This window comes from Variovorax soli NBRC 106424 (genome assembly GCF_001591385.1).
Lineage (GTDB): Bacteria > Pseudomonadota > Gammaproteobacteria > Burkholderiales > Burkholderiaceae_C > Variovorax > Variovorax soli.
The window spans coordinates 1-22,291 of sequence record NZ_BCUU01000087.1; the positions used below are offsets into that span (position 1 = coordinate 1).

22 protein-coding genes are annotated in these 22,291 nt (G+C 69.2%); 5 read left to right on the top strand and 17 right to left on the bottom strand.

Features of this window, described 5'->3' with window-relative positions:
- The 4 genes from VSO01S_RS20545 to VSO01S_RS20560 all read left to right on the top strand — a co-directional run.
- Nucleotides 1-606: DUF3348 family protein (locus tag VSO01S_RS20545; protein WP_068644668.1), on the top strand; the 606-nt coding region annotated here is incomplete at its 5' end.
- Nucleotides 603-2,894 carry a DUF802 domain-containing protein gene (locus VSO01S_RS20550; protein ID WP_068644669.1) on the top strand — a complete coding sequence of 764 codons (2,292 nt, stop codon included), beginning with the start codon at nt 603-605 and terminating at the stop codon, nt 2,892-2,894. The genes VSO01S_RS20545 and VSO01S_RS20550, both read left to right, overlap by 4 nt.
- Before the next feature lie 6 nt (nt 2,895-2,900).
- Nucleotides 2,901-3,557, top strand: a complete 657-nt coding sequence (locus VSO01S_RS20555) for an OmpA family protein (protein WP_068644688.1) — start codon at nt 2,901-2,903, stop codon at nt 3,555-3,557.
- Nucleotides 3,554-4,195, top strand: coding sequence for a DUF2894 domain-containing protein (locus tag VSO01S_RS20560; protein ID WP_068644670.1), 642 nt, complete (start codon nt 3,554-3,556; stop codon nt 4,193-4,195). Before VSO01S_RS20555 ends, VSO01S_RS20560 begins: the two co-directional genes overlap by 4 nt.
- Before the next feature lie 51 nt (nt 4,196-4,246).
- On the opposite strand, the gene VSO01S_RS20565 is transcribed toward VSO01S_RS20560, so the two are convergent.
- The 16 genes from VSO01S_RS20565 to VSO01S_RS20640 form a co-directional block, all read right to left on the bottom strand.
- Nucleotides 4,247-5,551, bottom strand: a complete 1,305-nt coding sequence (locus tag VSO01S_RS20565; RefSeq protein ID WP_068644671.1) for an MFS transporter — start codon at nt 5,549-5,551, stop codon at nt 4,247-4,249.
- A 26-nt stretch (nt 5,552-5,577) separates the two neighbouring features.
- Nucleotides 5,578-6,672 (bottom strand): porin, encoded by a 1,095-nt coding sequence (locus tag VSO01S_RS20570; RefSeq protein ID WP_068644672.1) that lies wholly within the window; start codon nt 6,670-6,672, stop codon nt 5,578-5,580.
- A gap of 36 nt (nt 6,673-6,708) precedes the next feature.
- Nucleotides 6,709-7,680 (bottom strand): PDR/VanB family oxidoreductase, encoded by a 972-nt coding sequence (locus tag VSO01S_RS20575; protein ID WP_068644673.1) that lies wholly within the window; start codon nt 7,678-7,680, stop codon nt 6,709-6,711.
- A 45-nt stretch (nt 7,681-7,725) separates the two neighbouring features.
- Nucleotides 7,726-8,760, bottom strand: a complete 1,035-nt coding sequence (locus VSO01S_RS20580) for a Rieske 2Fe-2S domain-containing protein (protein WP_068644674.1) — start codon at nt 8,758-8,760, stop codon at nt 7,726-7,728.
- Nucleotides 8,761-8,794: 34 nt separating this feature from the next.
- Entirely contained in the window at nt 8,795-9,022 is a 228-nt protein-coding gene (locus tag VSO01S_RS20585; RefSeq protein ID WP_153305341.1) for a recombinase-like helix-turn-helix domain-containing protein, read from the bottom strand.
- A 52-nt stretch (nt 9,023-9,074) separates the two neighbouring features.
- Nucleotides 9,075-10,073 carry a Bug family tripartite tricarboxylate transporter substrate binding protein gene (locus VSO01S_RS20590; RefSeq protein WP_068644676.1) on the bottom strand — a complete coding sequence of 333 codons (999 nt, stop codon included), beginning with the start codon at nt 10,071-10,073 and terminating at the stop codon, nt 9,075-9,077.
- A gap of 33 nt (nt 10,074-10,106) precedes the next feature.
- Nucleotides 10,107-11,078, bottom strand: coding sequence for a VOC family protein (locus VSO01S_RS20595; protein WP_068644677.1), 972 nt, complete (start codon nt 11,076-11,078; stop codon nt 10,107-10,109).
- Between the two features lie 115 nt (nt 11,079-11,193).
- Entirely contained in the window at nt 11,194-12,669 is a 1,476-nt protein-coding gene (locus VSO01S_RS20600; protein ID WP_068644678.1) for an aldehyde dehydrogenase, read from the bottom strand.
- Between the two features lie 16 nt (nt 12,670-12,685).
- Nucleotides 12,686-13,489 carry an aspartate dehydrogenase gene (locus VSO01S_RS20605; protein WP_068644679.1) on the bottom strand — a complete coding sequence of 268 codons (804 nt, stop codon included), beginning with the start codon at nt 13,487-13,489 and terminating at the stop codon, nt 12,686-12,688.
- A gap of 9 nt (nt 13,490-13,498) precedes the next feature.
- Complete coding sequence (locus VSO01S_RS20610) at nt 13,499-15,187, bottom strand: thiamine pyrophosphate-binding protein (RefSeq protein WP_068644680.1); 1,689 nt, start codon at nt 15,185-15,187, stop codon at nt 13,499-13,501.
- Nucleotides 15,180-16,016 (bottom strand): SDR family oxidoreductase, encoded by an 837-nt coding sequence (locus tag VSO01S_RS20615; protein WP_068644681.1) that lies wholly within the window; start codon nt 16,014-16,016, stop codon nt 15,180-15,182. Before VSO01S_RS20615 ends, VSO01S_RS20610 begins: the two co-directional genes overlap by 8 nt.
- Nucleotides 16,017-16,038: 22 nt before the next feature.
- Entirely contained in the window at nt 16,039-16,872 is an 834-nt protein-coding gene (locus VSO01S_RS20620) for an IclR family transcriptional regulator (protein ID WP_068644682.1), read from the bottom strand.
- A 36-nt stretch (nt 16,873-16,908) separates the two neighbouring features.
- On the bottom strand, nt 16,909-17,778 hold the full coding sequence (locus VSO01S_RS20625) for an alpha/beta fold hydrolase (protein ID WP_068644683.1): 870 nt from the start codon (nt 17,776-17,778) through the stop codon (nt 16,909-16,911).
- Nucleotides 17,779-17,800: 22 nt separating this feature from the next.
- Nucleotides 17,801-18,343 carry a cupin domain-containing protein gene (locus VSO01S_RS20630; protein WP_068644684.1) on the bottom strand — a complete coding sequence of 181 codons (543 nt, stop codon included), beginning with the start codon at nt 18,341-18,343 and terminating at the stop codon, nt 17,801-17,803.
- Nucleotides 18,344-18,374: 31 nt separating this feature from the next.
- On the bottom strand, nt 18,375-19,190 hold the full coding sequence (locus tag VSO01S_RS20635) for an SDR family oxidoreductase (protein WP_068644685.1): 816 nt from the start codon (nt 19,188-19,190) through the stop codon (nt 18,375-18,377).
- 10 nt (nt 19,191-19,200) lie between these two features.
- A complete protein-coding gene (locus VSO01S_RS20640; protein ID WP_068644689.1) occupies nt 19,201-20,184 on the bottom strand; it encodes a Bug family tripartite tricarboxylate transporter substrate binding protein in 984 nt (327 codons plus the stop codon).
- A 191-nt stretch (nt 20,185-20,375) separates the two neighbouring features.
- On the opposite strand from VSO01S_RS20640, the gene VSO01S_RS20645 reads away from it, so the two are divergent.
- Nucleotides 20,376-21,116 carry a transporter substrate-binding domain-containing protein gene (locus tag VSO01S_RS20645; RefSeq protein WP_068644686.1) on the top strand — a complete coding sequence of 247 codons (741 nt, stop codon included), beginning with the start codon at nt 20,376-20,378 and terminating at the stop codon, nt 21,114-21,116.
- A 34-nt stretch (nt 21,117-21,150) separates the two neighbouring features.
- Here the strand turns inward: VSO01S_RS20645 and VSO01S_RS20650 are convergent, their stop codons facing one another.
- Nucleotides 21,151-22,098, bottom strand: a complete 948-nt coding sequence (locus VSO01S_RS20650) for an exostosin domain-containing protein (protein WP_068644687.1) — start codon at nt 22,096-22,098, stop codon at nt 21,151-21,153.
- Nucleotides 22,099-22,291: the final 193 nt, after the last annotated feature.

Below are 22,291 nucleotides of genomic sequence, written 5' to 3' on the forward strand. Positions count from 1 at the left end.
CCGGCCCACGCCGAGGCGGCGGGCGAATGCGCGCGCGTGCGGGCCGCGCTGTCGCGCTCCATCGCCGAAGACAACCTGTTCGCCGTGGCCCCGCCCGAGCCGCCCAAGCCGCAGACGCGCGGGCGCCTGCTCACGCGCGGCGAGCACCACGAAGCCCCGCCGCCGCCTGCGCCGGCCGCGGACGAAGGCGACTTCACCCCCTACCGCCTGCGCTACCAGGCCAAGCAGATGGCCATGGAAGCGGCCATCGGCCCGCTGCGCGAGAAGCTGCGCGCCAGGCTGGCCACGCGTTCCCCGAGCCTGGTGCGCCTGGCCACGCTGGACGGCGTGATGGAACAGGTGCTGGGCGAGCAGGAGCGCCGGCTGCTCGGCACGCTGCCGGCCACGCTGGAGAAGCACTTCGTGCGGCTTCGCAAGCAGCACCTGCGCGCGCAGGAGGAAGAACAGCAACAACAAGCCACGCCGCCGGATGCCGCGCCGCTGTCCTGGCTGCACCGCTTCGGCCAGGATGCCCAGACCATGCTGCAGGCCGAGCTGGACATCCGATTCAAACCCGTCGAAGGGCTGCTCGAAGCCCTTCGGTCACCGCACGCACAGGTCGCATGAACAGATCTTCCGCACTTCGCACACTCGCCTTCTTCGCAGGCCTCGGCGCCATCGGCTGGGCCGGCGCAGGCTACCTGGGCAGCAACCTGCTGGCCCTGTCGGTCACGCTGGTGATCGCTGCCTTCTACCTGGTGGGCGCGCTGGAACTGCGCCAGTACCAGCAGGCCACGGCCACGCTGGAGCAGGCGCTGGCAGATGGCGACGCCATGCCGCAGCCAGCCACGGGCCTGGCGCCTTGGCTGGAACGCCTGCATCCGTCGCTGCGCCAGTCGGTGCGCCAGCGCATCGAGGGCGAGCGCGTCGGCCTGCCGGGCCCCGCCCTCACCCCCTACATCACCGGCCTGCTGGTGCTGCTGGGCATGCTGGGCACCTTCCTGGGCATGGTCGTCACCTTGCACGGCACCGGCAGCGCGCTGGAAAGCGCCACCGACTTGTCGGCTGTGCGCGCATCGCTGGCCGCGCCGGTCAAGGGCCTGGGCCTGGCCTTCGGCACCTCGCTGGCCGGCATTGCGGGCTCGGCCATGCTGGGCCTGCTGTCGGCGCTGTGCCGGCGCGAGCGGCTGCAGGCCGCGCAGCAACTGGACGCACGCATCGGCACCAGCCTGCGGGTGTTCTCGCTGGCGCACCAGCGCGAGGAATCGCTCAGGCTGCTGCAGGCGCAAAGCCAGTTGATGCCCGCCGTGGTGGACCGGCTGCAGGCCATGATGGCCGCGCTGGAGCAGCAGAACCAGGCCATGAACGAGCGCCTGCTCGCCGGCCAGGAAGCCTTCCACCAGAAGGCCGGCGCCGCCTATTCCGAACTCGCGGCCTCGGTGGGCCGCTCGCTCAACGAAAGCCTGGCCGAAAGCGCGCGCGCCGCCGGTGCGGTGATCGAGCCGGTGGTCGAGCGCACCATGGCCGGCATTGCCAGCACCTTCGAGCAGGGCTCGGTGTCGCTGGTGCAAAGCGTGTCGGCGCAGCTGCAGTCGGCCGTGGGCGAAGTGACGTCGCAGCTGGGCACGACGCTGGGCCAGGTGACAGGCCAGCTGGAATCCACGCTGGGCGGCGTGTCCGGCACGCTGCAATCGAGGCTGGGCAGTGTGTCGACGCAGCTCGAATCGACACTGGGCAGTGTGTCGACGCAGCTCGAATCCACGCTGGGCGCGGTCTCGACGCGCCTGGACACGACGCTCGCCGATGTCTCGTCGCAGCTCGACGGCAACCTCGGCAGCGTGTCGTCCCAGCTCGAATCGGCGCTGGAACGTATTTCCACGCAGCTGGAAGGCACGCTGGGCGGCGTGTCGTCCAAGCTCGAATCGACGCTGGACAGTGTCTCCACCCAGCTGCAGGCTTCGGCCGGCGAGGTGTCGGCCAACTGGCGCGGCGCGCTCGCCGAGCACCAGCAGTCCGCGCAGGCGCTGGCCGCCAGCACGCAGCAGGCGCTGCAGGCGGCCGCGGGCAGCTTCGAAGCCCATGCCGCCTCGCTGCTACAGACCATGGATGCGGCGCACGTGCGCCAGCACCAGGCCCTGGCCGAACGCGACGAACAGCGCCTGGCCGCCTGGGCCGAGTCGCTGCAAGCCATGTCCGCGGCGCTGCAACAGCAATGGCAAGAAGCCGGCGCACAGAACCTGGCGCAGCAGCAGGCAATCTGCCGCACGCTGGCGCAGACCGCCGACGAGATGGCCGCGCAGTCGCAGGCCCATGCGCGCGGCACCATCGCCGAGATCGCCCAGCTGGTGCAGGCCGCCTCCGAGGCACCGCGTGCGGCCGCCGAGGTGATGGCCGAGCTGCGGCAGAAACTCTCCGACAGCATGGCGCGCGACAACTCCCTGCTCGAGGAGCGCGCCAACATCCTGCAGACGCTGGAAACCCTGCTGGGCGCCATCAACCATGCCGCCACCGAACAGCGCGCCGCCATCGATTCGCTGGTGGCCGGCTCTGCAGAAATGCTGGAGCGCGTGGGCAGCGAGTTCGGCCAGAAGGCGCAGGCCCAGGCGCAGGAAATCAACGAGGCCGCCGCACAGCTCACCGGCAGCGCGGTGGACGTGGCGAGCCTGGGCGATGCCTTCGGCGGTGCGGTCGAGCTCTTCGGCCAGGCCAACGAGAAGATGGTGGCGCAGCTGCAGCGCATCGAGGCCGCCTTGGCCAAGGCCATGGCACGCAGCGACGAGCAGCTCGACTACTACGTGGCGCAGGCGCGCGAAGTGGTGGACCTGAGCGTGCGCTCGCAAAGGCAGATCATCGAAGACCTGCAGCAGATCGCTGCGAACAGCCCGCCGGCCCTCGCGGCGGCCAACGAGGCGTAAATGGCCATGGCAAGCGAGGAACTGGACGCCGGCATCGAGGGCAACGCCCCGGTGTGGGCCGTCTTCGGCGACCTCATGTCGGGCCTGCTCGGGGCCTTCGTGCTGATCCTGGTGTGCGTGATCGGCATGCAGCTGGAGCTGAGCACCCGGCTGGAAACCGAGATGAAGCAGCGCCAGGCCCAGGCCCAGCGCCTGAAGACGCTGGAAGAAGCGCTCGCCGGCCCCCTGGCTGCGGGCCGCGTCACGCTGGTGGACGGACGCATCGGCATCAGCGGCAGCGTGCTGTTCTCGTCCAGCTCGGCGGAGCTGCAGCCCGAGGGCCGGCAGCTGCTCAAGAGCCTGGCCGCGCCGCTCTCGGCCTACCTCAAGGCCCGCGACGAGATCCTGATGGTCAGCGGCTTCACCGACGACCGCCAGGTGCGCGGCGGCAGCAAGAGCTTCGCGGACAACTGGGAACTGTCGGCCCAGCGCGCGCTCACCGTGACGCGCGCGCTGATCGAGGAAAGCCTGCCCGCCGATTCGATCTTTGCCGCCGCCTTCGGGCCCGAGCAACCGGTAGCGTCGAATGCCGATGCCGAGGGCCGCTCGAAGAACCGGCGTGTGGAAATGGCGCCCACGCCGCGTCCCACGCACACCGCCAGGGGCGGAAAGAAGGAATCGTGAGCGAAGGCGATCAGGCCGGCAGCGGCGAGCCTGTCGCGGGCTTCGACGCATGGCGCGCGGGCATCGATGCCGGCGCCGATCCCATTCGCCTTCACCGCATCGAGGCGCTGGCGCGGCGCACCGCCAACCTGCCGCCAGGGGCGGCCCGGCGCGTCCTCGAGCAGAAGCTGGCCGCGCTCATGACCGATTGCAGCCAGGCTGCAAGGCAAGACAGCGCCACCGATTCAACGGCCGCAGCCGCAGGCACGCGCGGCCCGCTCGCCGCGCTCGCTGCGCAACTCGCCAGCCAGACGCCCTCGCATGCGCTGCATGCACGCGCCCCGAGCGGCGAGACCGAACTCTTGCGCCACATGCAGCAGATCTGGTCGCGGCTCAGCGCCGACCGCCGCCTGACGCAGTCGCTGGCGAAGGTGCCGGACAAGGCCGGCCCGCTCAACTCCCATCACCTGGTGCATCGTGCCCTGGCGGCCATGCGCGAAGCCTCGCCGGGCTACTTCCACCACTTCGTGGCGCAGGTGGATGCGCTGCTGGCGCTCGACCAGATGATGCAGGCCGCTGCCCTTCCCGCACCGGCCCCGGCTGCCGCCAGCGCGGCGCCGGCTCGCCAGCGCAAGGGCGCCCGGACCAAGGCGCCTTGAGCGACATCGCCCGCACGCGGCGGGCGATGCATGCCTTCGGGCAAGGCCCGTTCAGAACGCCTTGGCCGAGATGGACGGCGCGCCCTGCCCCTGCGGCGCACGGCGCTCGCGCAGCCACAGCACCAGCCCGCACAGCACCACCACCAGTTGCGTGCCGATCAATGCGCCAAAGCCCATCAGGAAGCCGGCCTTGGGCGTGCTGGCATGCGCGATCACGCCACCCATCAGCGCCGGCATGAAGCCCGCCACCAGGCTGCCCACGCCGTTGACCACGCCGTAGCTGCTGGCCACGTGCTCGGCACGCGAGAAGTGCTGCACCGTGCTCGGAATGGCCGGACTCATCAGGCCCCAGCAGAAGTTGGCGGCAATGAGGCTGTAGGCCGCCAGGTAGCGGCTGTCGGTGGCGATGGCCAGCCACACGAAGGCCGCCACGCCCAGGCTGCACCACACGAACATCAGCGGCACGTTCCTGCGCTGGATGCGGTCGATGACCACGCCGCCGATCAGCACCGCCACCACCGTGGCGTATTGCGGCAGCGACGCCAGCCAGCCCATCTCCTTGAGCGAGAAGCCGCGCGCCTCCTTCAGGTAGCTGGGCAGCCAGTTGCTGCTGCCCCAGAGGTAGGCCAGGAAGGCGGAGGTGAGCAGCGTCACCAGCAGCAGGTGCCGCGTGTGCAGGGCGCCGCGCACCATGGCGCCTACCTGCGCCAGGGCCGCGCCGGCGCTGACGCCGCGCGGCCGGCTGTCCACCATCACCTTGGGCATGCGCACGAAGGCCAGCACCAGCGGAATGCCCAGCAGGATGTTGATCAGGCCCAGCACATGGAAGGAGGTCTGCCAGTCGTGCGAGGCCAGCAGCACGCCCACCAGCGGATAGCCGATGGCCAGCCCCAGGCCCGTGCCCATGTTGACGAAGGAGTTGGGCTTGCCGTTCTCATGGCTCTCGAAGTGCGCCTTGATGTAGGCGCCGGCCAGCGCGAACACCGGCCCTTCGGAAACGCCCAGCAGGATGCGCGAGCCCAGCAGCAGGCCGAAGCTGTCCAGCAGCGGCGAGAGGAAGGTGACCACGCCCCACAGCGTGAGCCCCACCAGCAGGCTGCGCCGCACGCCCAGCAGCGCCGCCGCGAAGGGCGTGAGCACCACCGACGAGATGCCGTAGCCCACCATGAAGGCGGTGGCCAGCAGGCCCTGGCTGACGCGGTCCGCACGCTCGATGCCCACATGCTGGAGGAAGCCGGCGTCGGTGATCAGCACCGCGATGTTGATGCGGTCGATGTACGAGATGGCGATGATCACGAACAGCGTGATCACGCCATACCAACGGGCCTGATGGGCCGGGGCCTGCCTGCCTTGCATGGCGCTACTCCTTCAATTCAGGTTCTTCAGAATGCGTGGCGCATGCCGAACTCGGTGCCCGTGGACGAGCCGTTCGGCGAGGTGATGGCGCCGGTCAGCGCCTGCGCCGCGCCGTTGCTGTTTTCGATGCGCGCCACCGTGGCATACAGCGCCGTGCGCCTGGACAGGTTGTGCACGTAGCCCAGCGCCAGCTTCTGCGTGGTGGGCTTGGGCACGTCGCCCACCGGGATGCGCTCGTACCACGCGTACGAGAAGCGCACCTCGCCCGGGCCCACCGGCCAGATGAAGCCCACCAGCGCGCCGCGGCCGTCCACCTCGCCCAGCGACTCGTCGTACAGCTCGCCTTCGAGCTTCAGGTTCGACAGCGAAGCGAAGGTGTAGGACAGGCCGAGGTTCGACACGCGCAGGTCGCCGGTGGCGGCGTACTGCGTGGTGCCGGTGGCCACGGCCACGTGCCAGGGGCCGCCCTGCCAGCCCAGGCGGATGCCCGCGTAGTTGCCGTCGTGGCGTGCGTCGGATGGCACGGTGTTCGACGGGTTCTCGCCCATGGCATACATGGCCTGGCCGTAGAAGCCGGAGAGGCCCGCCGGCAGGAAGTAGCCGATGCTGTTGGACGCACGCGTACCGGTGGGCGCCGCCAGGCCGCCCAGGCCGGTGAAGTACAGCTGGCTCGCGCCGATGCCGCTGCCCGTGCCGAAGGGGTCGAAGATGGCGGTGTTCCAGAAGCTGGGCGTGTAGTCGCGGCCCAGGCGCAGTTCGCCGAAGCGGCCGCTCAGGCTCACGGTGGAACGGCGGTTGAAGGTCAGGCCGCCGCTGGCCAGGTTGCCGCTGGCCTGGTTGTTGGTGTTGGTGCCGAAGCCGCTGCCGGTGTCGTTCTGAATGCCGGCTTCCAGCCAGAAGCCCGCCGACATGCCGCCGCCCAGGTCTTCGGTGCCGCGAAAGCCGAGGCGGCTGAAGCTGTTGGCGCTGTTGGTCAGCTGCCATTTGCTGGCGGACACGGGGCCCGAACCGGTGGTGTAGGTGACGGCGGCATCGACCACGCCGAACACGGTCACACTGGATTGGGCGCAGGCCAGGCCCGCGGCTGCGCATGCGGCAGCCGCCACGAGAGTCTTCTTCATGGTTCTTCTAAGGGGAGGGAAAGGAAAAGGGTGTGCTCAGATGTCCAGCACGAGCGGCCCGCGCTTGCAGCGCGACACGCAGATCATCATGGTCTTGTTCGATTGGCGTTCGAGCTTGGTGAGGATGCCGTCCATGTGCTCGATCTCGCCGGCTTCCAGCACCTGCGTCTCGCAGGCGCCGCACACGCCTTCCTTGCAGCTGTGGTCGGGGTTCAGGCCGGCTTCGATCAGGCTGTCGAGAATGGACTTGCCGGGCGGCACTTCCACGCTCTTGCCGCTCTTGGCGCACTCCACCACGAAGGTCTCGGTGGCCGCGGGCGCCTCCACATGCACGGCGGCAAATCGCTCGATGTGGGCATTCGGGTAGCCCAGCTGCTCGCAGCTTTTTTCGAAGCTGTCGAGCATGGGCGTCGGGCCGCAGCAGTAGTAGTGGCTGTCCGCGCCCTTGCCGGAGAGCATCGCCACCAGGTCGGGCGGGCCGCCCTTTTCCTGGTCGAAGTGCCAGGTGAGCGCAATGTTCTTCTGCGCGGCCAGCGCGGTGATGGCGTCCACGAAGGCGGCTTCCTTGCGGTTGCGCGCGCAGTAGATCATCTCCACCGGCCGGCCCAGGTCGGCCAGGCGCTGCAGCATGCACCAGATGGGCGTGACGCCGATGCCGCCGGCCACCAGCACCGTGCGGTCTGCACCCTCTTCCAGCTTGAAGTTGTTGCGCGGGTGCGAGATCTGGATGGTGCTGCCCACGCGCAGCTGCTGGTGCACGTAGCGCGAGCCGCCACGGCTCTTCTTGTCGTTGAGCACCCCCACCACGTAGCGCTGGCGGTCGCTCGACGGGTTGCACAGCGAGTAGCTGCGCACCAGTCCGTTGGGCAGGTGCAGGTCGATGTGGGAGCCGGCCTCGAAGGCGGGAAAGTCCACCTCCGGCGTGGCCGGGCGGAACTCGACGCTGACGATGCCGTCTGCTTCATGGCGCATGGTGTGCACCAGGGCGTTCAGCGTGGGGGATGACATGGCGGAACCTCAGGTAGCTCGGATTGCTCGGAAAAACGAATCAGCTCAGGCGGCGGCCTTCTGCGCGTCGACCTGCTGCTGTGCCAGGCCGCGCAGGTGGCGGCGCAGGCGCACCACGCCCAGGTCATGCTGGTACAGGTTCTCGTGCTGGTTGGCATCGGGCTCCATGTCTTCCAGCATCACGCGGTCCTGCTCCAGCACGTGCCAGTGGCGCGCTTCCAGCCGGTTCTGGTAGAGGAAGCGCCAGGTGTCGCGCTCCCAGCCCGCCGGCAGCTTGCGGCAGCGCCAGAAGAAGACCGCGGTCAGGCCCGAGTTGATCGGCGAATAGCCGCCGATGATGATGAAGTTGCCGCCGGGGCCGCCGGTCTTCGGGTAGGGGATTTCCAGGCGCATCCAGTGCGCGCCGGTGTCGCCCCATTCGGTCCAGTCGAAGTTGACGTTGCGCTGGCCTTCCTTCTCGAACACGAAGCCGGTTTCCGTCTGGCGGATGCCGAACTTGGCCATGGAGTCGCCCTCGGCCATGGAGTGCGACTGCTTGTGCAGGAAGGTGCCGTGCATCGGATCCATCACGTTGTCCAGCACGTAGCGGTAGTCGCCCTTCCATTCGGCATAGCAGAGGAAGCGGCAGTACTCGTCGTCGTTGGCCAGCTCTTCGGGCAGCACCAGCTCGGGCACTTCGTCCACCGGCTTGCTGGCGTTGTAGAGCCACACGGCGCCGGCCTTTTCCTTCACATGGAAGTGGAAGGTGGGGCGCGAGCCTTCGAGCTTGCAGCCGGGGCTGCCGGGTACGCGGGTCACGGTGCCGTCGCAGCGCACTTCCACGCCGTGGTAGGGGCACGAGAGGCGGTCGCCCAGGATCACGCCCTGCGACAGCGGCGCGCCGCGGTGCGGGCAGCGGTCTTCCAGCGCATGCAGCGTGCCTTCATGGTCGCGCCACAGCGCGAACTTGCGGCCCAGGCGGCGCAGCGACACGGGCTTTTCCTTGATGAAGGACGTGGGGCAGATGGGATACCAGAGGTCCTTCAGGCCCACTTCGAGCGCCTGGTCGACCGGATCGGCATGGATGGGAATGGTGGTCATGGTGTTTCCTTCGGGGGCTTCACGCGCGGGCCGGTCAGGCCTGCTGATTGGCCAGGCCGGCGATTTCCTGGCGGTAGATCTCTTCGGTCCAGGGCTTGCCGCTGGGGCTGGCCAGGCCGCTGTCGTTGAGCGACTGCACCAGGGCGGACAGGTCGTGCGCGCCGGCGGCAAAGGCGCGCTCGATGGCATCGCCCAGCAGGTCTTCGTAGGTGGTGGGGGTGCGCTTGCGCGCCTGGTGGGGCTCGAGGTAGCGGTCGGTCATGGTGCTCTCCATCGGTGGGGCGGTTGATCTCGGGGACGCGTCTTGGCTTGTCTTACTCGGCGACGATGCGGCGGGCCTTGATGATTCCGGCCCACACGGCGGTCTCGTCCTTCATGGCCTTGGCGAAAGCGGCCGGCGTCATGGTCGACTGGCTCATGCCCTGGGCCTTGAGCTTGTCCTGCACTTCGGGCTTGGCGAGGATGTCGGCCGCGTCCTTGGCCAGCTGCTCGGCCACCGGCGCGGGCGTGCCGGCCGGCGCCAGCAGGCCGTACCACGACGTGACGTTCACGCCCTGCACGCCCTGCTCGGCCAGCGTCGGGATGTTGGGCGCCACCGGCGAGCGCTGGGCCTCGGTGATGCCGATGGCCACCAGCTTGCCGTTCTGGATGAAGGGCAGCGCCGCGGGCAGGTTGGTGAACATCAGCGGCACGATGCCGCCCACCGTGTCGGTGAGCGCCGGGGCCGTGCCCTTGTAGGCCACGTGCAGCAGGTCGGTGCCGGTCTGCTGCTTGAACAGCTCGCCCGCCAGGTGCAGGCCGCTGCCCACGCCCGGCGAGGCATACGAGAGCGTGCCCGGCTTGGCCTTGGCCTGGGCGACCAGGTCCTTGGCGTTCTTGATGCCCGATGACGGCGAGGCCACCACCACGTTGGGCGCCTTGGCCAGCATGGTCACGGGCACGAAATCCTTCTCGATGTTGAACGGGAAGTTCGGCATCAGGGTCGGGTTGATGGTGAGGTTGCCCGCGGGAATCACCAGCAGCGTGTGGCCATCACCCTTGGCGCGCTTGACCTTGTCCATGCCGATGTTGCCGGCCGCGCCGGCCGCGTTCTCCACCACGGCCGGCTGGCCGTAGCGCTGGGTCAGGCCTTCGGCCAGAAGGCGCGCCAGCGTGTCCACCGGGCCGCCCGCGGGGAAGGGCGAGATGATGTTGAAGGTGCCCGAGGACAGCTGCTTTTGCACGTCGGCGTTTTGCGCGTGCGCCGGCGCGAAGGCAGCGACGGCGAAGAGCGATGCGGCAAGGGTCTTGGCGAGAACGGAAAGACGGGTCATGGCTGGATGCAGTGGCGGTTGCAGTTCAGGGGGTTATTTCTTTTCGGTCAGGAAGGCGCCCTTGGGGCCTTCGGCATTTTTTTGGCGGCGGGTGTTGCCATCCAGGCCGCCGTCGACGGCCCATTCGGCGAACACCGTGGGGCCCGGTTCGAACTCGCGCGGCTGCCAGTCGGCGGTGAGCTGGTCCTCGTCGGCGTAATACTCGATCAGGCCGCCGGCCGGGTTCTTGAAGTACCAGAAGTAGGCGGACGACACCGGATGGCGGCCCGGGCCCAGCTGCGTTTCCCAGCCCTTGCGCGAGAAGTGCAGGCCACCGCCGAACACCTCATGGATATCGCGCACTGTGAAGGCCACGTGGTTCAGGCCGCGCTTGCCCGAGGGCAGCTGCAGCAGGAACAGGTCGTGGTGGCCGCCCTCGTCCGCGCAGCGCATGAAGGCGCCGCGGTTGGGGTAGCTGTCGGAGCCGACGAAGCCGAAGCGCTCGCGGTAGAAGGCGCTGGTCGTCGCCACGTCGTTGGTGAAGAACACCACGTGGCCCACCTCGATCGGCGTGGCGCGCTCGTAGATGGGCGCGGGCTGGTTGACGCGCGGCTTGGCGTTCCAGGTGTTCATGGCGCCGCAGTCCACCTGCACGTCGCGCTTGCGCGTCACCTGCAGCCGCACGGCCAGGCCGTTGGGGTCGATGCAGCCGATGCGGCGTGCGCCGTCCACCGGCGCATCGAAGAAGCCCGGTTCGTTCCGGATGGCAGCGGCATAGCGGTCCAGGTCGGCATCGCTCTGCACGCCCCACACCACTTCGCGCAGCGTCGGGCCCTCTTCCATGGCCGGCGGCAGGCCGGGCTTGGAAAGCGAGGCCACCAGCACGCGGCAGCCGTTGAGGCATTCGAAGGCGAGTTCGTCTGCCGATTCGGACTGGAGCGCAAGGCCCCAGTCCTGGAAGAAGGTGCGGCAGGTCGGCAGGTCGTCCGCCGCGTAGGTGATCTGGTCGATGCCTAGAACGCTCATGTCATGTTCCTTTCTTGCTCCTTCCCCCTCTGGGGGAAGGTCGGGATGGAGGCTTTGCGGACGTGGCGCGTGCCCCCTCCCCTGCCCTCCCCCAGAGGGGGAGGGGGAAATACCGTCACTTGGACCACGGAAGTGGTTGCTCATTCGTGCCCCAGTACATGCTCTTTTGCTCCATGTACTGGAAGATGCCCTCGCGTCCCTTCTCGCGGCCCAGGCCCGAGTCGCGCCAGCCGCCAAAGGGCGTGGAGACGGAGAACTGCTTGTATGTGTTGACCCACACGGTGCCGGCCTGCACCGCGCGGCCCAGGCGCCAGGCACGCTTGAAGTCGCGGCTCCACACGCCGGCGGCCAGCGCGTACACGCTGTCGTTGGCCTCTTCGATCAGCTTCTCTTCGCTGTCGAAGGGCATGGCCACCAGCACCGGGCCGAAGATCTCTTCCTGCGTGGTGCGGGCGCTGTTCGTCAGGCCTTCCAGGATAGTGGGCGTGTAGAAGTAGCCGTTGTCGCGGCCTTCGCCGTGCGGGCGCACGCCGCCGGTGCGGATGTGCGCGCCTTCGGACACGCCCAGCGCCACGTAGCGCTCGATGCTCTCGCGGTGCTTGGCGGTGATGAGCGGCCCCATCTGCGTGCGCTCCGAGGCGGGATCGCCCACGCGCAGCAGCTTGGCGGCTTCGGCCAGGCGCGTGACGAACTCGTCGTAGATGCCGCGCGCCACGAAGAGGCGCGAGCCGGCAATGCACGATTCGCCCGAGGAGCTGAAGATGCCGTAGAGCACGCCGGCCACCGCATGGTCCAGGTCGGCGTCTTCCAGCACCATGGTGGGCGACTTGCCGCCCAGCTCCAGCGACACCGGCATCATCTTGTCGGCCGCGATGTGGGCAATGTGCTTGCCGGTGGTGGTGCCGCCGGTGAAGGACACGCGCTTGACCAGCGGATGCTTGGTGATGGCATCGCCGATGACCGAGCCCTTGCCCGGCAGCACGCTGACCAGCCCCAAGGGCACACCGGCTTCTTCGCAGATGCGCGCCAGTTCCAGCGCCATCAGCGGCGTGACTTCGGCGGGCTTGACCACCACGGCATTGCCTGCAGCCAGGGCCGGCGCGAGCTTCTGCGCTTCGCTGGCGATGGGCGAGTTCCACGGCGTGATCGCCGCCACCAGGCCCATGGGCTCGTGCACGCTCATCGTCACGAAGGGGCCGCGCGAAGGCGTGATGGTGTCTTCCAGTGTCTCCAGCGCGGCGGCGAAGAACTGGAAGGTGCCTGCCGCGCTGGCCACCAGGGCACGCGTTTCGTTGATGGGCTTGCCGTTGTCCAGGCGCTGCTTCTGCGCCAGGTCTTCGGCCTGCTCGCGGATGAGCGCAGCCACGCGGTGCAGCACCGAAGCGCGCTCGTGCGGCAGCTTCTGCGCCCAGCCGCTGGTCTTGAAGGCGTGGTGCGCGCGCTCGATGGCTTCTTCCACGTCGGCCAGGCTCGCGGCCTTGAGGCGGGCGATGGGCTCGCCGGTGGCGGGGTACAGGCTCTCGTACACGTCGCCGCCGCCCAGGCGCCATTCGCCGGCCACGTTGATGGGGAGGAGTTCGTTCGAAATCATGGCTCTCTCTTGGGCCTCAGATGGCCAGCGCCGCGACGCGGTTGCGCAGCGCACGCACGGCGCTGTACACGGTGAGCGCGGAGGTCTTGGGGTTGGCGGCCAGCGGCTTGTTGCGCATGGTCAGCTCGAAGCGGCCGAAGGCGCCGTCGGCTTCCACCGTGTGCACGTTCTCGGTCACGGCCGGGTCGGCCACCAGGCGAACAAAGGTCTTGTCCAGGCCCAGGCCGGCCAGCGACACGGTGGCCGCCACGTTGGCGTTCTTGGGGTAGAGCGACGCGGCCTCGCGCGCGCTGCCTTCGAAGATGACGGTTTCGGCAGTAAGCGCGGCCAGGTCGCGGCCCTGCTCCGCCGGCGTGCCCTTCCAGGCATGCGGGGGCTTGCGGCCGGTGTAGCGCACCAGGTCCAGCCCGCCTGCGCGGGCAGCGGCCAGCGCGTCGATGGCACCGATGGCGCCGGCGATCAATTGCACCTGCGTCTTGCCGGTAGCGGCGGCGCGCTCGATGGCGTCCACCAGGCCGGGCGCGGACAGCGCGCCCACCGAGGCCACCACGCACGGCGTGCCCCGGCGCAGCGAGGGCAGCACGTGCTGCTCGATGGCGGCATGGCCGGCGGCTTCCACCACCAGGTCGATGCCGGCCAGCGGCACGCTGGACACCACGGCGGCGCTGGGCGCCAGGCGCGCGGCCACTTCGCGGGCGGCGGGCATGGCCTCGTCGGGCACCACGATGGCCGCGACCGACAGGTCTGCGTCATCCCTCAGCAGTTCCAGCATCGAGGTGCCGATGGCACCGCAGCCGATCAATGCGAATCGCAAGCTCATGGTGCGTCCTCAGGCGGCCGGGGCCGCGGGAATCTGGTCCAGCTTGTTCACCGGCGGGCCGGAGAAGGCGGTCTTGAAGGCGCCGATGGCGCGCATGTCGATCTCCAGCAGGAACGGGCCCTTCTTCGGCCACTCGGTCTTCAGCAATGCGGGCAGCTGCTTCAGGTCCGTCACGCGGGCATGCGGCAGCTGGATCGATGCGCACAGCTGCGCGTAGTCGGGCGTGTGCAGTTCCACGTAGCAGCGGCGGCCGCCGTAGGACGCGTCCTGGATGTTCTGGATGACGCCGTAGCGCTGGTCGTTCATCAGCACGATCAGGCAGTCGCACTCTTCCTGCACCAGCGTGGCCAGCTCGCCCAGGTTGAGGATGAAGCCGCCGTCGCCGGCCAGGCCCAGCGTCTTGCGGCCCGATTGCGTCACCGCCGCGCCCACGGCCGCGCCGATGGCCATGGGCATGCCCATGCCGATGCCGCCGCCCGTGGCATGCACGCCGGCGTTGGGCTCGAAGAAGCGCAGTTCGCGGTTGCCCCAGGTGCTGTTGGAGACCGTGACGTCGCGCACCCAGTTGAAGTTGCGGCCGGCCGCTTCCTGCAGTTGCTGCACCAGCGCGCTGTACGGGCCCAGGCCGTCGCGCATGGTCGCAACGACTTCCTCATGCGTCTTGCGCAAATCGGCCAGCAGCTCGGGGTCGGCCTTGTAGCCGCGCGCCTCCAGGCGGTCGGCCAGGCCGGCCAGCACCAGGGCCGAGTCGCCGCAGACGAAGCCGTCGTCCACATAGCAGCGGCCCTGCTGGGCGGCGTCCACGTCCACGCGCAGCAGCGGGCGCGGCAGCTTCAGCTCGTACTTGAGCGTCTCGTTGCTGCGCAGGCGCGTGCCCACGGCGAGCATGGCGTCGCAGCGCTGGTAGAAGGCCTCGACGGGCTTCTGGATGTTGTAGGCGCCCAGCGAGGCCGGGTCGTCCTCGGGCACGATGCCGCGGCCCTGGCCGGTGCTGACGATGCCGAAACCCAGCGCCTTCAGCCGCTGCACGGCCGCGCCGGCGTGGCGTGCGCCGCCGCCCAGCCACAGCAGCGGGCGGCGGGCCTTGGCCAGCGTGTCGGCCAGCGCGTCCAGCGCAGCCTCGCTGGGAGCCAGCACGGCCACCGGCAGCGGCGACAGGTCATCGGGCATCTCCATCACGCTTTGCTGGATGTCGATCGGGATCTCCACGCTCACCGGGCCGGTGGGCGCGGTCATCGCGGCCTGCACCGCCGCCTTGAGGGTGGACAGGCACGTGGCAGCACTGCGCACGCGGAAGGCGGCCTTGGACACCGCGCCCAGCATGGTCAGCTGGTCCGGCGCCTCGTGGATGTACGAGAGCTTCTGGTCCAGGTACTGCGTTTCGATCTGGCCCGTGATGTGCAAGAGCGGCGTGCCGGCCGTGTAGGCCTCCACCAGGCTGCCGGCGATGTTGCCCGCCGCCGGGCCGGTGCTGGTGATGCACACGCCCAGGCTGGAGGTGGAGCGTGCATAGGCATCGGCCATGTTGCCCGCGCCGGCTTCGCCGCGCGCCATGACGAAGCGCGTCTTGCCGCGCTGCGCGAAGGCGTCCAGGATCGGCATGTTGTGGATCGAGATCACGCCGAAGGCGGCCTGCACCCCGCACTGTTCGAGAAAGGCGGCAACGACGGTGCCGACGGTGACTTGTTGCTTAGGCATGGCGCGAGTGGCCTCCGGAAATATCAAGATGTGCGCCCGTCGTGTACGAGGAGAGCGGCGAAGCGAGGAAAAGAATCGCGCGTGCGGCTTCCGACGGAAGACCCAGGCGACCCATGGGAATGTGCTTGTCCCTGGCGAGCTGGCCGCTCCAGGCGGCCCAGTCCAGCGACTTGTCTTCGCGCGCATCGAAGCGGCGGCGCCACTGGCCCGACTCGATCAGGCCGATCAGGATGCCGTTGACGCGCACGCCCGCCGGCGCGAATTCGGTGGCCATGGAGCGCACCAGGTTCAAGAGGCCCGCGCGGGCGGCCGAGGTGGCGACCATGTGCGGCTCGGGCTGGCGCGCCAGCAGCGAGTTGGCGCAGACGATGGCCGCATCGCCATGCACCGCGCGCTGCGCCGCCAGCTGCGGCAGGAAGGCGCGGGTGGGATGGATGACCGAGAAGAACTTCAGGTTCAGCTCGTCGGTCCAGGCCTGGTCTTCGGTGTTGGCGAAGGTGGAAACACGGCCCTGCCCTGCGTTGTTGATGAGCATGGCGGCCGGGCCGAGGGCCGCTTCGCTTTGCGCGGCGAAGCTGCGCACGGCGTTGGCATCGAGCACGTCGCAGGTGCGGGCGAAGAGCCGGGCATTGGGGCGCGCGGCACGCAGGCCCGACACCGCCTGCTCCAGGCGCTGCGCGTCGCGGCCGCACAGGGCCACGGCGGCGCCGCAGTCGAGCAGCAGCTCCACTGTCGACAGGCCGATGCCCGACGAGCCGCCGGTGACCACGGCCACGCGGCCGGCCAGTGCATCGGGAGCGAAGAAGTTGTTGTTGGATGAGGCGTTCATGGGGACGTTCTCGCAAGAGGCCTCAGGCGCGGCCGCGCATCTGCACCACCTTGCCATTGGTGGCCGGTGCGTAGTTCATAAGGCCCGAGATGTCGTCGGCCGTGGCGCGCACGCGCGCCACCATCTCGTCGATGCGGCCTTCGTCGATATGGCCCGACGGAATGGTCGCGCCCAGCGCCGCCACGATGTGGCCGCTGTGGTCGCGCACCGGCGCGGCAATGCTGGAGATGTTGGATTCGAAGAAGCCCTCGCCCAGCACATAGCCGCGCTGGCGGTCGGCCTGCACCATGTCGAACAGCTCGGTGACGGTGCGCGGCGTGCTCGGCGAGAAGGATTCGAGGTGGTCTTCGGGATACAGGTCGCGCAGCTGCGGCAGCGTGAGGTCTTCCAGCAGGATGCGGCCCAGCACCGTGGCATGGGCCGGCAGGCGCGTGCCCACGGTGACCGAGCTGGCGAAGGGCGTGGCCTGCGCCACCTTGGCCACGTAGACGATGGAGCGGCCGTCGCGCACCACCAGGTTGCACGAGGTGTGCAGCTCTTCGGACAGGCGCTGCAGCAGCGGCGTGCCCAGCTGTGTGAGCTCGAGCGAGGCCAGGTATTCGAAGCCCAGGCGCAGCACGGCCAGGCCCAGGCGGTAGTCGCGGCCGCCCTCGGCGCGCTCCAGGAAGCCCATGTTCTCCAGCGTGGTGAGCAGGCGGAACACGGTGGAGCGCGGCAGGTCGAAGCGGCGCGCCAGCTCGGGAGCCGACAGGGTGCGGTGCTCGCGGGTGAACTCGCACAGGATGCGCAGGCCGCGCTCCAGGGCGGGCACGTTGTAGCGGTCGGCGCCGTCTTCCGTGATCTCGTTGTTGCTCATGATCTGGATTCCCTCGTTTGTTCTGATTGGGTGCCTTCAGGCCTGGTTGGCGGCTTCGCGCAGCAGCAGCGCGGCCACGGCCTGGGGCTGTTCCACATAGCTGGCGTGCCCGGCGTCGGCCAGCAGTTCGAGCTGCAGGCCGCAGCGCCGGGCCACCACAGCGCACGACTCGGGCGTGGTGACCACGTCCTGCGCGCCGCAGGCCACATGCACCGGCACGGCCGGCGGCAGGTCGGCCAGCAGGTCGGCGCCGCACAGCAGCTCCACGGCCTGCGCATAGCCCGCCTCATGAAGGCGGCCCATGTTCCAGCGCACCCATTGGCGGGCCAGCTCGCTGGCGTTGGCGGACAGCAGGCGCTGGTCGGCCTTGGCCGCCATGGCCGCGACGCCTTCGTTGTGCAGCGTGGCAAAGCGCTGCAAACGCACGCGCTGCTGCGCTTCTTCCTTGCCCGGCGCGCCGTAGCCGGCCGCGGGGCTGATGAGCAGCAACCTGCCGATGCGCGATGCCAGCGGCGAGCCCGGCCGGGCCGCATGGCCCGCGGTGATGGCACCCAGCGAATGGCCCACGAGCACGAACTGCTCCAGGTCCAGCGCATCCACCAGGCCTTGCAGGCGCTGCGCGTAGTCGGCAGCGGTGGGCTGGGCGGGCACGACCGGCGTCGACGCGCCGTAGCCGGGCGCATCCCATGCGATGACGCGGGCGCCCTGCGCTTGCAGCAGCAGCGCCGTATCCAGCCACGACGCCGCGCCCGAGCCGATGCCATGCAGGCACACGAACACGGGGCCGGTGCTGCCGGCGCCGCATTCGCGCACCGACACCACCTCGCCACCCGGCAGCGCGACGCCGCGCGCGGCAAAGTTGGCCTCGAGGCGAGCCAGTTCGGAATCGGCGAGCGGTGCGTTCATGGCGTCAGGCCTTCCTTCGCGATCAGCGCTTGATCTTTGCGAGCGGGTGATCGGCGGGGTACGTCGGCGTGATGGGCTTCTTGGCGCCCAGCATCACGCACATCAGCGCGTCTTCGTCGCCGATGTTGATCTCTTCGCGGTACACGCCCGGCGGCACCGACACCAGGTCGCGGTCGGTCAGCACGGTCTCGTAGCGCTCGCCCTCGGGCGTGGTGATGACCAGCTTCATCTTGCCGCGCATGATGAAGAAGATCTCTTCCACGTCGGTGTGGATGTGCGGCGGGCCTTCGTGGCCGGCGGGAATCACCATGGTCGAGAAGGTAAAGTTCTCCGAGGGCACGGTGTTCATGTCGGTGGCCACGCCGGTGCCGCCGGTGCCCACGTAGCGCATCTGCGCGCGGCGGAACTTGGGGTCGAAGTCGGCCTGGAACTTCAGCGCATCCCAGTCGTACTTGCGGGTGGAGAAGCGCGCGATGCGCGTGGTCATCCACTGCTCCAGGCTCGAGCCGTCGGGGCGCGTCCAGCTGGGTTGGTCGATGTTCTTCTGGTCGGACAGATCGCTCATTTCAGTTACTCCTGCAGGTAAGTGGGTTCAGTCAGTGCATGACGAAGCCGCCGTTGACGGCGAGCAATTGGCCGGTCACGAAGCGCGACAGGCCGGACAAGGCGAACAGCACGGCGCCGCAGACGTCGGCCGCCTGCTGCTCGCGCCGGATGGCGCGGCCGTCCATGTAGTACTGGTGGCGCGCGGCGGGCACGTACTCGGTGGCTTCCACCAGCGTGAGGCCGGGTGCGACGCCGTTCACGGTGATGTTGTCCGCGCCCCATTCGCGCGACAGCGAGCGGGTCAGCGAGATGACCGCGCCCTTGCTCGACGCGTAGGCCAGCAGCTTCGGCGCGCCCCACAGCGCCGTGTCGGACGCGAGGTTGACGATGGCGCCGCGGCCCGAGGCCTTGAGCGCGCCGTGGCAGGCGCGGCTCATCAGCCAGGTGCCGCGCACATTGACGCTCATCACCCGGTCCCAGGTGGCCACGTCCAACTCGTGCGCATCGCGCCCGCCGGAATTGGTGATGGCGGCGTTGTTCACCAGGCCGTCCAGCCCGCCCAGCAGGCGCACCGTCTCGGCCGCGCCCGCCTCGATCGATGCGGGGTCCGAGAGGTCGATGGCCAGGGCCTGCACGTCGAAGCCCGCTTCGCGCAGCGCAGCCGCCTCGGCCTGCGCCAGCTCGGCCAGGATGTCGGCGATGACCACGCGCGCGCCGGCCTTGGCGATGCACTTGGCAAAGGCCAGGCCCAGGCCGCGCGCGGCACCGGTCACCAGCACGCGCCGGCCAGCCAGCAGGTTGGCGGGCAGCTCGGCCAGCAGGGCCTGCAGGCTTTGCGCGTCAGGCGTCGATGTGATGTCGCTCATCGCTGGCGCCTCAATCTGCCTGGATGCCAAAGTCTTTGATGAGCTTGCCGAAGCGCTGGTAGTCGGCCGCGACCGTCTTGCTCAGCACATCGGGCGCGCCGCCGGTGGGCGTGGCGCCCAGCACCGTCATGCGGGGTTGCACGTCGGGCATCTTCAGGATCTCGTTCATGTGGCCGTTGAGCACCTTCACGACTTCGGCCGGCGTGCCCTTGGGCGCGAACAGGCCGTGCCAGGCGTCGACCACCAGGTCCTTGTAGCCCAGCTCGACCAGCGTGGGCACGTTGGGGGCCAGCGGCGAGCGGCTTTCCGATGCCGCGGCCAGCACGCGCAGCTTGTTCTCGGGCAGGTACGGCGCCACCGGGCCCAGCGTGATGTAGGTCATCGGCACCTGGCCGCCCAGCACGTCGTTCACGGCCGGGGCCACGCCGCGGTAGGGCACGTGCATCATCTTCGTGCCGGCGGCCTTGTTCACCATCTCGCCCAGGATGTGCATGGGCGAGCCGGTGCCGGGGCTGGCGTAGGGCAGCTCCTTCTTCTTGGCGGCATCGACCGCGTCCTTGAAGGTCTTGAAGCCGGTGGACGGCGAAGCCACCAGGAACAGCGGCAGGCGGTCGGCTTCGATGATGGGCGCGAAGCCGTTCAGCACGTCGTAGCTGTTCGAGCCCGTGGTCTTGAGCACGAACTGCGCAATGGCGAAGGTGCTGGGCGCCAGCAGCAGCGTGTAGCCGTCCGGCGCGGCCTTGCTCACGTAGGCGCTGCCGATCACGCCGCTGGCGCCCGGCTTGTTGTCCACCACCACCGGCTGGCCCAGGCGGGACTGCAGCTTCTCGGCGAACACGCGGGCCAGTGCGTCGGTGTCGCCGCCGGCGGGATAGGCCACCACGATGGTGATCGGCTTGCTGGGGTAGCTGGGCTGGGCGAGGCTGGGGGTTGCCAGGGTCGCGGCCGCAAGGCCGAGGCCGAAGGCCAGTGCATGGCGACGTGCAATGTTCATCATGATGTGGGACTCTTGCGGGACGGTGATGTAGGGTTGAATGCCTTGCCGTTCTGCCTGAAAACCGTGATGTTTCACTAACGAAACATCGTTTTATTTGTGGAACGACCCGTGAAGGATATGTCCGAACTGTGTCTTGCGCCTAGGTGATAACCCTAGGTTTGCTGCCGCATGCGTCAAAAGAAATCTCCATGAACACCCACTTGCCCCCTGCCCTCGTCGCCTCCTTCGCCCCGACGGGCGTGCTGCGCGCTTCCATCAATCTCGGCAACCCCATCCTGGCCGGGCGCGACGCCGCCACCGGCGAGCCGGCCGGCGTGTCGGTGGACCTGGCCCGCGCCTTGGCGCAGCGGCTGGGCGTGGGCATCGAACTGAAGGTGTTCGAGAAGGCCGCGGCGTCGGTCGAGGCCGTGCGCGGCGAGCAGGCCGACATCGGCTTCTTCGCCATCGACCCGGCACGCAGCGAGGGGCTGCAGTTCACTGCGCCCTACGTTCTGATCGAAGGCAGCTACCTGGTGCCCTCGGCCTCGACGCTGAAGGGCAATGACGAGGTGGACCGCGAGGGCGTGCGCGTGGCCGTGGGCAGCGGCAGCGCCTACGACCTGTTCCTCACGCGCGAGTTGAAGAAGGCGCAGATCGTCCGCGTGGCCGGCGCCAAGGGCGTGATCGCGGCGCTGCACGCCGGCGAGGTGGAGGTGGCGGCGGGCATCCGGCAGGTGCTGGAGGCCGAGGCATCGGCCGCCTGGCGCATGCTGCCGGGCCGCTTCATGGTGATCCAGCAGGCCATGGGCACGCCGGCTTCGCGCGGCTCGCAGGCGGGCGCTGCCCTGTCGGCGTTCGTGGAGGAGATGAAGGCCAGCGGCTTCGTGGCGCAAGCGCTGGCGCGGCACAAGGTGCAGGGTGCGAGCGTCGCGCCTGCTGCTAGCGCCTGATCACCGGGGGAAGCCGCATGACGCGTCCTGGTCGTCACGCGTGCATGGCCCTCCTGATGCGGTTGAGCGCCCGCTGCGGCAGCGTCCAGCCATTGCCGCTGTAGGTGCGGTGCGAGCGCCAGCGCTTGACCTCGGACGTGGCGGTGCTGCCCGTGTTGGCACCGATGCAGGCCATCAGCGCATTCGCGTAGTACGCCACCAGGCCGCTGGGCTTGAAGTACTTGCACCAGGCCTGGTGGGCCAGCGCGCCCATTTCCTCATGCCGGTCGACGTGCCGCTCCAGGATCGGTTCGAGCGCCCACAGGTCGGCCTCTTTCACCTGCAATGAAAACGAGCGCCAGTCCGGCCCCGCGGGCGCCACGAACTCGTCGGCGATGATGACCGGCGCAATGCCCAGCGCCATGCTCTCGAAGATGCGGAACGATGCCGGGGCCCATCCGGCAGGACACAGCGCGAACTTGGCCGAGCGCAGGAGCTGGACGTAGTGAAGCTTTTCTTCGGCTGAATGGTCCAGCCAGCTGTCGGTCCACTCCACCTTGATGCTCTCGCAATTGGCGTACGCCTCCAGCAGCTGGCTGCGCAGCGGCCGGTTCGACTTCGGGTTGCCGCGCCAGCTGGCAAGAAGCGTCGGCGCCTCGCGCGGCCGGCCGGCATGCGCGAGCACCGTCTCGTTGGGCGCCAGAAAGAACGGCACGGCGGCATGCAGCTGCGGATCGAAGCGCCTGGCCGGTATGCAGCAATACGCGCCGCGCAGCAGGCCGGTGCCGGCATCGTCGCTGTTGATCGTGTAGACCTTGTGCGGACGCGGGCCGATCACCGGGTCGGCCAGCAGGCGGTCGATGTAGCGCCATTCCCTGAAGGCCCAGGGCTCATGGATGACCAGCGCATCGGCCGACTCGGCGCTGTGCGCCTCCTGCACGCCGGGGCGGTCGAGCAGCTCGCTGCGAATCGATTCGATCAGCGACACATCGTCGCTGGCCAACGGGACCTCGCCCGGTGTCAGGAACCGGATTTGCATGACTTGCCAACCGCAGCATGCTTGGAGATCTCGTCACCGGCCACCGGGACCACCACCGCCGCCGCCGGGACCGCCACCGCCGGGACCGCCACCACCGCCGGGTCCGCCGCCGCCGCCAGGACCGCCGCCTCCACCGCCAGGACCGCCACCACCGCCG

What these genes read in the sequence shown, in the direction of transcription:
- VSO01S_RS20550 (WP_068644669.1), top strand. Translation starts at nt 603, where the DNA reads ATGAACAGATCTTCCGCACTTCGCACACTCGCCTTCTTCGCAGGCCTC.
- VSO01S_RS20555 (WP_068644688.1), top strand. Translation starts at nt 2,901, where the DNA reads ATGGCAAGCGAGGAACTGGACGCCGGCATCGAGGGCAACGCCCCGGTG.
- VSO01S_RS20565 (WP_068644671.1), bottom strand. Translation starts at nt 5,551, where the DNA reads ATGCAAGGCAGGCAGGCCCCGGCCCATCAGGCCCGTTGGTATGGCGTG.
- VSO01S_RS20570 (WP_068644672.1), bottom strand. Translation starts at nt 6,672, where the DNA reads ATGAAGAAGACTCTCGTGGCGGCTGCCGCATGCGCAGCCGCGGGCCTG.
- VSO01S_RS20575 (WP_068644673.1), bottom strand. Translation starts at nt 7,680, where the DNA reads ATGTCATCCCCCACGCTGAACGCCCTGGTGCACACCATGCGCCATGAA.
- VSO01S_RS20580 (WP_068644674.1), bottom strand. Translation starts at nt 8,760, where the DNA reads ATGACCACCATTCCCATCCATGCCGATCCGGTCGACCAGGCGCTCGAA.
- VSO01S_RS20585 (WP_153305341.1), bottom strand. Translation starts at nt 9,022, where the DNA reads ATGACCGACCGCTACCTCGAGCCCCACCAGGCGCGCAAGCGCACCCCC.
- VSO01S_RS20590 (WP_068644676.1), bottom strand. Translation starts at nt 10,073, where the DNA reads ATGACCCGTCTTTCCGTTCTCGCCAAGACCCTTGCCGCATCGCTCTTC.
- VSO01S_RS20595 (WP_068644677.1), bottom strand. Translation starts at nt 11,078, where the DNA reads ATGAGCGTTCTAGGCATCGACCAGATCACCTACGCGGCGGACGACCTG.
- VSO01S_RS20600 (WP_068644678.1), bottom strand. Translation starts at nt 12,669, where the DNA reads ATGATTTCGAACGAACTCCTCCCCATCAACGTGGCCGGCGAATGGCGC.
- VSO01S_RS20605 (WP_068644679.1), bottom strand. Translation starts at nt 13,489, where the DNA reads ATGAGCTTGCGATTCGCATTGATCGGCTGCGGTGCCATCGGCACCTCG.
- VSO01S_RS20610 (WP_068644680.1), bottom strand. Translation starts at nt 15,187, where the DNA reads ATGCCTAAGCAACAAGTCACCGTCGGCACCGTCGTTGCCGCCTTTCTC.
- VSO01S_RS20615 (WP_068644681.1), bottom strand. Translation starts at nt 16,016, where the DNA reads ATGAACGCCTCATCCAACAACAACTTCTTCGCTCCCGATGCACTGGCC.
- VSO01S_RS20620 (WP_068644682.1), bottom strand. Translation starts at nt 16,872, where the DNA reads ATGAGCAACAACGAGATCACGGAAGACGGCGCCGACCGCTACAACGTG.
- VSO01S_RS20625 (WP_068644683.1), bottom strand. Translation starts at nt 17,778, where the DNA reads ATGAACGCACCGCTCGCCGATTCCGAACTGGCTCGCCTCGAGGCCAAC.
- VSO01S_RS20630 (WP_068644684.1), bottom strand. Translation starts at nt 18,343, where the DNA reads ATGAGCGATCTGTCCGACCAGAAGAACATCGACCAACCCAGCTGGACG.
- VSO01S_RS20635 (WP_068644685.1), bottom strand. Translation starts at nt 19,190, where the DNA reads ATGAGCGACATCACATCGACGCCTGACGCGCAAAGCCTGCAGGCCCTG.
- VSO01S_RS20640 (WP_068644689.1), bottom strand. Translation starts at nt 20,184, where the DNA reads ATGAACATTGCACGTCGCCATGCACTGGCCTTCGGCCTCGGCCTTGCG.
- VSO01S_RS20645 (WP_068644686.1), top strand. Translation starts at nt 20,376, where the DNA reads ATGAACACCCACTTGCCCCCTGCCCTCGTCGCCTCCTTCGCCCCGACG.